Source organism: Gemmatimonadaceae bacterium (genome assembly GCA_035533015.1).
Lineage (GTDB): Bacteria > Gemmatimonadota > Gemmatimonadetes > Gemmatimonadales > Gemmatimonadaceae > JAGWRI01.
On the sequence record DATLUQ010000004.1, the window covers coordinates 1 to 7,308 of the forward strand.

At 69.1% G+C, this 7,308-nt stretch carries 5 protein-coding genes; 3 read left to right on the forward strand and 2 right to left on the reverse strand.

Annotated elements, in window-relative coordinates:
* Positions 1-542, reverse strand: a 542-nt coding sequence (locus tag VNF92_00765; GenBank protein ID HVA56392.1) for a hypothetical protein, incomplete at its 3' end; no start/stop codon positions are given.
* Positions 543-822: 280 nt separating this feature from the next.
* Complete coding sequence (locus VNF92_00770) at positions 823-2,088, reverse strand: hypothetical protein (protein ID HVA56393.1); 1,266 nt, start codon at positions 2,086-2,088, stop codon at positions 823-825.
* Between the two features lie 437 nt (positions 2,089-2,525).
* On the opposite strand from VNF92_00770, the gene VNF92_00775 reads away from it, so the two are divergent.
* From VNF92_00775 to VNF92_00785, 3 genes are all read left to right on the forward strand, one after another.
* Positions 2,526-5,750, forward strand: coding sequence for a hypothetical protein (locus VNF92_00775; GenBank protein HVA56394.1), 3,225 nt, complete (start codon positions 2,526-2,528; stop codon positions 5,748-5,750).
* A gap of 180 nt (positions 5,751-5,930) precedes the next feature.
* Positions 5,931-6,470: a Uma2 family endonuclease gene (locus VNF92_00780; GenBank protein HVA56395.1), complete on the forward strand. Its 540-nt coding sequence runs from the start codon at positions 5,931-5,933 to the stop codon at positions 6,468-6,470.
* Between the two features lie 82 nt (positions 6,471-6,552).
* Positions 6,553-7,308 (forward strand): ABC transporter permease (locus tag VNF92_00785; GenBank protein ID HVA56396.1); only part of this gene is annotated, 756 nt, incomplete at its 3' end.

A 7,308-nucleotide genomic window follows, 5' to 3' on the forward strand; every position in this document is an offset into this window, starting at 1 on the left:
GTCGCGGTGAGCGCCTTCTCCGACACCGCGCGGCTGTAGCCGGTGCCGTCGGGGTCGATGAACACCATGTCGGTGAACGGCAGCCAGGTGTCCTGGTTGTCCACCATCTTGTAGGGCGGCGGCGGCAGCGCGCCGTTGTCCTGCAGCACGATCCGGCGCGGCCCGAAGCCGCCCACGTGCACCCAGATCGCCGGCTCTCCCGGCCCGCCATTGTATACGAAGGCGAGCGGACGCCGGGCCGCGCTCTGCTGGCCGTCCAGCGTGTAGGCCACAAAGAAGATGTGGGCCTCGGTCTTGCCCGTGGCATCCGGCACCGGCAGCCGTCCCGCCGTGGCCGTGTACGCGTAGGTCTGGCCGCCAACCTGAATCGAATGGTGCGTCACCACCGGTGGCGCGTCGGTGGTGCTCGGATCGAGGGGATGCCCTTGCGGGCCCGGGCCGCCGCGCCCGCGCCCCTGCGCGGCAAGCGGCATCGCCGCCAGCAACAGCATCGCAATCGAAGCCGTGGGCGGACGCATCCAGTGGCGAATGGTGGAATTCATGGCCCAGATGATGGAGCGTGGACACCAAAACGGCAAGGCGGTTTCGTTTGCCGGCCGTGTTGTCAGGGTCGGGCATCCTCCTTCTTCGAGTTCCACTGGTGGAACTGGTAGACACACGCACCTGGCAGGTGCGTGCTCGAACGAGCGTGCGGGTTCGAATCCCGCTCCGGGCACGGCCTCCCATCCCCGTCGACTCGACCACAGAAGGCCGATACCCTTCGACTGTCTCCCGGATGCACACGTAGTACCGAACGCCCGCCGCTCTTCGCGACGGGCGTTCTCATTTCTCCGGCATGGTCGGATCCACGATCCGATCCCAAACGCCTCCGTACGCCGCCAGCACCTGGGTCACGAAGCCGCCCTTCTTCTCCCCGCCCACGATCTCCCCGATGCGCGCCCTTGTCTCCGCCGCGGTCCCGGCCCGCTTCGCGGCCTTGAGCGTGTTCGAATACGCGGCCAACACGTCCGCCCCGGTGATCTCGTAACCGTAACCCTCCACCAGCCAGCGCAGCGCCAACAGCCCCGCCTCCACGGCGAACGCCGGGCGCTTCTCGGCCATGTCGCGCGCCGCGCGGGCCAGCGTCTTGGGGTCGGCCGGGCTCCGCGCCGCCAGCGCCAGCGCCTCGTCGTACAGCCCCGCGCTCTTCGCCGCCGCGAACCACTTGCCCTCGCTGCCGGGCGTGGTCGCCACCAGGTCGGCCAGGATCTGCCCCGCCGGCTTTGACGGATACTTCTTCTGCACCGCCCGGAACCTGGCGACATACGTCTGCCCGCCGGTCGCCGTGAGCGCGTACCGCCGGTACGCCTCCTCCGCGGACCCCGACGAGAGCAGGATCTCCTCGCACGCCGCGTCTATGTGGCCGTTCCCCCCATGCGGGTCTCGGCACCGCTCGGCGTACGCAATGGCCTCGGCCTTCCGCCCCTGCGCCACGAGCGCCTTCACCACCCACCGCTGCCAGTGCCAGATGATCCCCGGCGACCCGAGCCGCACCACGTCGTCGTACCGGCCGGCGCGGTACAGCGCGCTCAGGCACGCGCTCACCGGCTGCAGCGGCATGTGGCGGTATACGTCGCGCGGCGCGAGCGCCTCGCGTGCGTCGGGGAGCAGCCGGTCGGCCCACGCCGAGGCAACCTCGGCCGACGGGCAGAGATCGCCCCAGTAGTCGCCCAGCAGCTCGATGTACGGAATCTCGTCGGCCACGTACGCCACCCACAGCCGCTCCAGCCACTTGGCGTGCGCCTTGGCGCTTGCGCCGGCGCCGCCGATCAACGGCGCAAGCTCGGCGATCGCGTCGTTCACCGCGCCGCCGATGGCCCCCGACGAGCTGTCCACGCGCTCCAGAGCGCCGGATACGCGTTCCAGAAAGCTCACCGCGCCCTCGGCGGCCAGCGCCCGATCCGTGCGCGCCACCTTCCGGATCTCGGCCACGGCCTGGTCCACGCGCTCGATGGCGGGATGCGACCGCCAGCCGAACGCGCCGCGGCGGAATCGGGACTTGAACTGCCACTTGTGCGGCGTGCGGTCCGCGCCGTCGGAGCGGGTCAAGGAGGGCCTCCGGTGATCCGGAGGATTATACCCCGCCGAATCGCCGGCCGCAGTTCAGGCGCACCCGCTCTGACTCGGCGGTTCATTCGCCCTGGACTGTCACACACCTGCCGGGTGCACCCGTAGTCCCGGACGCCCGCCGCGCCAGCCCGGCCGGTAGACACGTGCACTTGGCAAGTGCACGCTCGAAAGGGCGTGCGGGTTCGAGTCCCGCTCCGGGCACGGCTCCCCACCCACCCACATATTGACTCGGCGGCTCGTTCGTCCTATGCTTTCAATCACTTGCCAAGTGCACACGTTGTACGGAACGCCCGCCGCTTCTCGCGGCGGGCGTTCCGTTTTCCGGACCCCCTGCCTCGGCCTCCGTCTTGACATCCTCTTCCCCGCGCGACACCGTCGAGCCGGCTCCCCCCGCCGCCTAACCAGGAGACAGTCGAATGAGCACGTCGCGATCGCGATTCGCTTCGCGGGGGGCTGCGCTTGTCCTCGCGTCGTTGGCCATGGTCTGGACCCCCGCCGCCGCACGCGCGCAGCGCGGACGCGGAGCGGCCGCCGAGTCGCAGGGGCCGCTGGGCGAGATGAGTTGGCGCTTCGTTGGTCCGTACGGGAATCGCGCGGCCGCCGCGGCGGGCGTGGCGGGCAACCCGGCCATCATGTACGTGGGCGCCGCCTCGGGCGGCATATGGAAAACCGAAAACGGCGGCGTCAACTGGCAACCGGTGTTCGACCACGAAGACGTCTCCGCCGTGGGCGCGCTCGCGGTGTCGCAGTCCAATCCCAACGTGGTCTGGGCCGGCACCGGCGAGACCTGGCTCATCCGCCCGTACTACCCCATGGGCGACGGCGTCTACAAGTCCACCGACGGCGGCGCGCACTGGCAGCACATGGGCCTCGACGCCACCGGTCACATCGGACGCATCGTGATCGACCCGCACGACCCGCAGCGCGTGTTCGTCTGCGCCCTGGGTCAGCTCTTCAAGGCCCAGCCAGAGCGCGGCGTCTACCGCACGCTCGACGGCGGCAAAACCTGGAAGCTGGTGCTGGGCCCCAACGCCGACACCGGGTGCAACGACCTGGCCATGGACCCCGCCGATCCCAACACGCTGCTCGCCGGCATGTGGCAGGTGCGCGTGTATCCGTGGAATCTCGACAGCGGCGGACCCGACGGCGGCCTGTACGTGAGCCGAGACGGCGGCGGCACGTGGACCCAGCTCTCGGGCCACGGGCTGCCGAGGGCGCCGCACGTCGTGGGCAAGGTGGCCGTGGCCATCGCGCAGAGCCTGCCCACCCGCTGGTACGCCCTGGTGCAGGACAGCCAGCCCACGCTCTACCGCTCGAACGACGCGGGCGTTTCGTGGACCATGGTGAGCCACGACCACATGATGCTCCAGCGCGACTCGTACTACGTCAACTTCGGCGTGTCCACCACCGATCCCGACCGCCTGTACTTCGTGAGCCCCAACTACACCATCTCGCTGGACGGCGGCAAGACCTTTCTGCGCCCCGGCGGCGAGAACGGCTTTGGCTCCGCCGGCGGCGACAACCACGACATCTGGATCGATCCCGAAAATTCGAACCGCATCCTGGTGGCCAACGACGCCGGGCTCTCGGTGAGCCTCGACGGCAGCCGCTCGTTCGAGCATATCCGGCTGCCCATCGCGCAGGTGTATCACGTCACCACCGACGACAAGATTCCGTATGACATCTACGGCAACCTACAGGACGCGTCGTCGTTCATGGGGCCCAGCAACACCCTGTCGGGGCGCGGCTTCTTCGGCGGCGGCATCCAGGCGGGCGACTTCAAGTCGGTGGGCGGCTGCGAGAGCGGATTCGCCACGCCAGATCCCACCGATCCGGACGTCATCTGGTCGGGGTGCTACGAGGGCGTGATCACCCGCATGAACCTCAAGGACGGCCAGGTCCGCGACGTCAGCCCCTGGCCCGACGTGGCCGACGGCTGGGCGCCGCGCGACGTGAAGTACCGGTGGGACTGGACGATCCCACTCGCCATCTCGCCCTTCGACCACAATCGCGTGTACGTGGGCAGTCAGTACGTGCACGAGACCACCGACGGTGGCCAGAGCTGGAAGACGATCAGCCCCGACCTCACGCTCGACGATCCGGCGCACGAGGGGAACTCGGGCGGCATCACCCACGACAACCTCTACACCTACGACGCCGCGCTCATCTTCTCCATCGCCGAGTCGCCCGTGAAGCAGGGCGTGATCTGGGCCGGCACCAACGACGGACAGGTGAGCCTCACCCGCGACGGCGGCGCGCACTGGACCAACGTCACGAAGAACATCTCCGGCCTCGCGCCCATGGGCACGATCTGGAACATCGAGCCGTCGCCCTTCGACGCCGGCACGGCCTACATCACGGTGAACCGCGAGCAGATGGGGGACTACGACGCCTACGCCTACAAGACGGCCGACTACGGCCGGTCGTGGACGATGATCAGCGCCGGCATCCCCAAAGGCTACAACAGTTCGGCGCACTGCATCATCGAAGATCCGGTGCGCAAGGGGATGCTGTACCTGGGTACCGACAACGCGATATACGTGAGTTGGAATGACGGCGGGAGCTGGACGACGCTCAATCAGAACCTGCCGCCGGCGCCGGTGTACTGGATCACCGTGCAGCCGCGGTTCAACGACCTGGTGGTCGCCACCTACGGCCGTGGCGACTGGATCATGGACGACATCACCGCCCTGCGTCAGTATGATCCCGGCGCGACGGCGGCGGCGCTCTATCCCCTGCGGGCGGCGTACCGCTTCCGGCAGAAGGGCGACGGGCGGCTCAGCGAGCCAGGCGCCCGCGTCGTGGGCCAGAACCCGCCCTACGGCGCCGACATCAACTTCTATCTCCCCGAAGCCGGTCCGGCCACCATCACCGTGGCCGGTGCCGACGGCAAGACCGTCAACACGCTGCACGTGCGCGGCATCAAGGGATTGAACCGCGCCTGGTGGGACCTGCGCTACCCCAACGGCAGCATGCCGCACATGCTGGTGCCGCCGCCCGACGCGCCCTGGGTGCCCAACGGCCCGGCTGGATACCACATCCTCACGGGCATCATGATTCCCGGCACCGTGACCGGTCCCCGCGTGACGCCCGGCAGTTACACGGTGAAGCTCGACGCCGGCGGCGCGATCGAGTCGCAGACCCTCCACGTGCTGGCCGACCCGGCGTCGCTGGGCACCGCGGCCACCATGCAGGCGCAGCTCGAGTTCAAGCAGGGGCTCGAGCGCGAGATCGACACCGTGTCGAACATGATCGAGCACCTGGAGTGGGTGCGCAAGCAGCTCGCCGACGTCGAGATGCGCTACCGCGGCGATGCGTCGCACCGCGACGTGGTGGCCGAGTCGCGCCGGCTGGCCGATCAGGCCATCGCCGTCGAGGGCAAGCTGATCGACGTCCATCTCACCGACGGCAACGAGGATCTCAACCGCTTTCCCAGCCAGCTCTACCAGAAGCTGACCGCGCTCTACGACAAGGACGAAGCCGACCTGGGGCCCACCGCCGGCGACGTTGCCGTCAACGATTACTTCAAGACGTGGATGGCGTCGTCCCGGGCGTCGCTGGACGCGTTCACGAGCAAGACGGTGCCGGCGTTCAACGCCAGGCTCAAATCGGAGGGGGTGGAGGTGGGGATCCGGCCGTAGGGTGGGATCGAGGCGGGCGGCCTCCCATTGACTCGGCTGCCCGGCCGAGCATATGCTCGGCTATCCCCCGCGATGCGGCGGGATGAGGCGGAGCGCAGCACAACGGTGATGGCGTTCCGCTCGCGGCGTGTATGCTCGGCACGTGCTCGCGAGACACCCCTTGCCGAGGAAGGACCGGCGATGCGCATGGCGCCAACCACCAAACAGTGGACGCTCGAGGAGCTCCACAGCCTGCCGGACGACGGCAACAAGTACGAGATCATCGACGGAGAGCTGTTCGTGACGCCGCCGCCGAACGCGGATCACGAGACGATTCTCGCCCGGCTCACCCGACTGCTCGAACCGTTCGTCGCCGCGCAGGAGCTCGGATTCGTCTACCATCCGCGCGCCGTGCTGCGGATCGCCGGGTCCGAGGTCGAGCCCGACCTGATGGTGCGCCGGCCCCCCGCGCGGAAGGGTACGGACTGGAGCGACCTGCCGCTCCCCATCCTGATCGTCGAGGTGCTGTCTCCGTCCACCCGCCGTCGCGACCGCCGGCACAAGCGCGACTTCTACCTGGCGCAGGGAATTCCGGAATACTGGATCGTGGATCCGGAACGCGAGGCGGTCACCGTGGTGCGGCCGGATCACGACGACCGGACGGTGGACGACGCGCTGGTCTGGCATCCGGCGAGCGCGCGCGAGGCGCTGACGATCACGGTGCGCGAGATCTTCGGCTGAGCTTCGAACCGGGCGGCCGAGGATCAGCTTGGGTCGAATCGCGCCCATTCCCGCCGGCTCCATCCCGGGCCAGATTCGACCCATGCCGGGCCCACGTCGCCGTCCCCCTGATCTGCTCGACCGCGCCATCCAACGCATCAGGTTGGCCTCGCGGTCCCTTCGCCACGCCCCCGGCTTCTTCGTCGCGGCGGCCCTGACCCTGGCCCTTGGCATCGGCCTGGCCACCGCCGTCTTCACTGTCGCCGACGCCATGGCGCTGCGGCGGCTCCCGGTGCACGACCAGAACCATATAGTAGTGCTCTGGGGGCGCAGCCTCGACGGCCGGTTCGACAACTATCCGGTGGACGACGCGGCGGATTTCGCGCGGCGATCCCGCGCGTTGCGCCAGACCGCATACTTCGCCTGGTTCGGCGCGGCGCCGATTCCCATCCGCGAGGGAGACCGCGTCGCCCGCCTCCGCCGCGCCCTCGTCTCGGGCAACTTCTTCGACGTGCTTGGCGCCCGCGCCACGCTGGGCCGAGCATTGCGCCCTGCCGACGACTCGCCCGGCGCGGCGCCCGTGGCCGTCTTGAGCTACGACGCGTGGCAGCAGCGATACGGCGGCGATCCGCACATCCTGGGTCGCTCGCTCGCGCTCTACGACGGCGTCCATACGTATACGATAATTGGCGTGATGCCACGGGGCCTCGAGTATCCGGCCGGCACCGAGTTCTGGGCGCCGATCGCGCCGTCGCTGCCGCCGTCGGTGGTGAAGCTCATCGGCTTCGACGTGGTCGGCCGGCTCGCCCCCGGTGCAACGCCAGCCGACGCGGCGGACCAGCTCTCGACTTACTTCGCC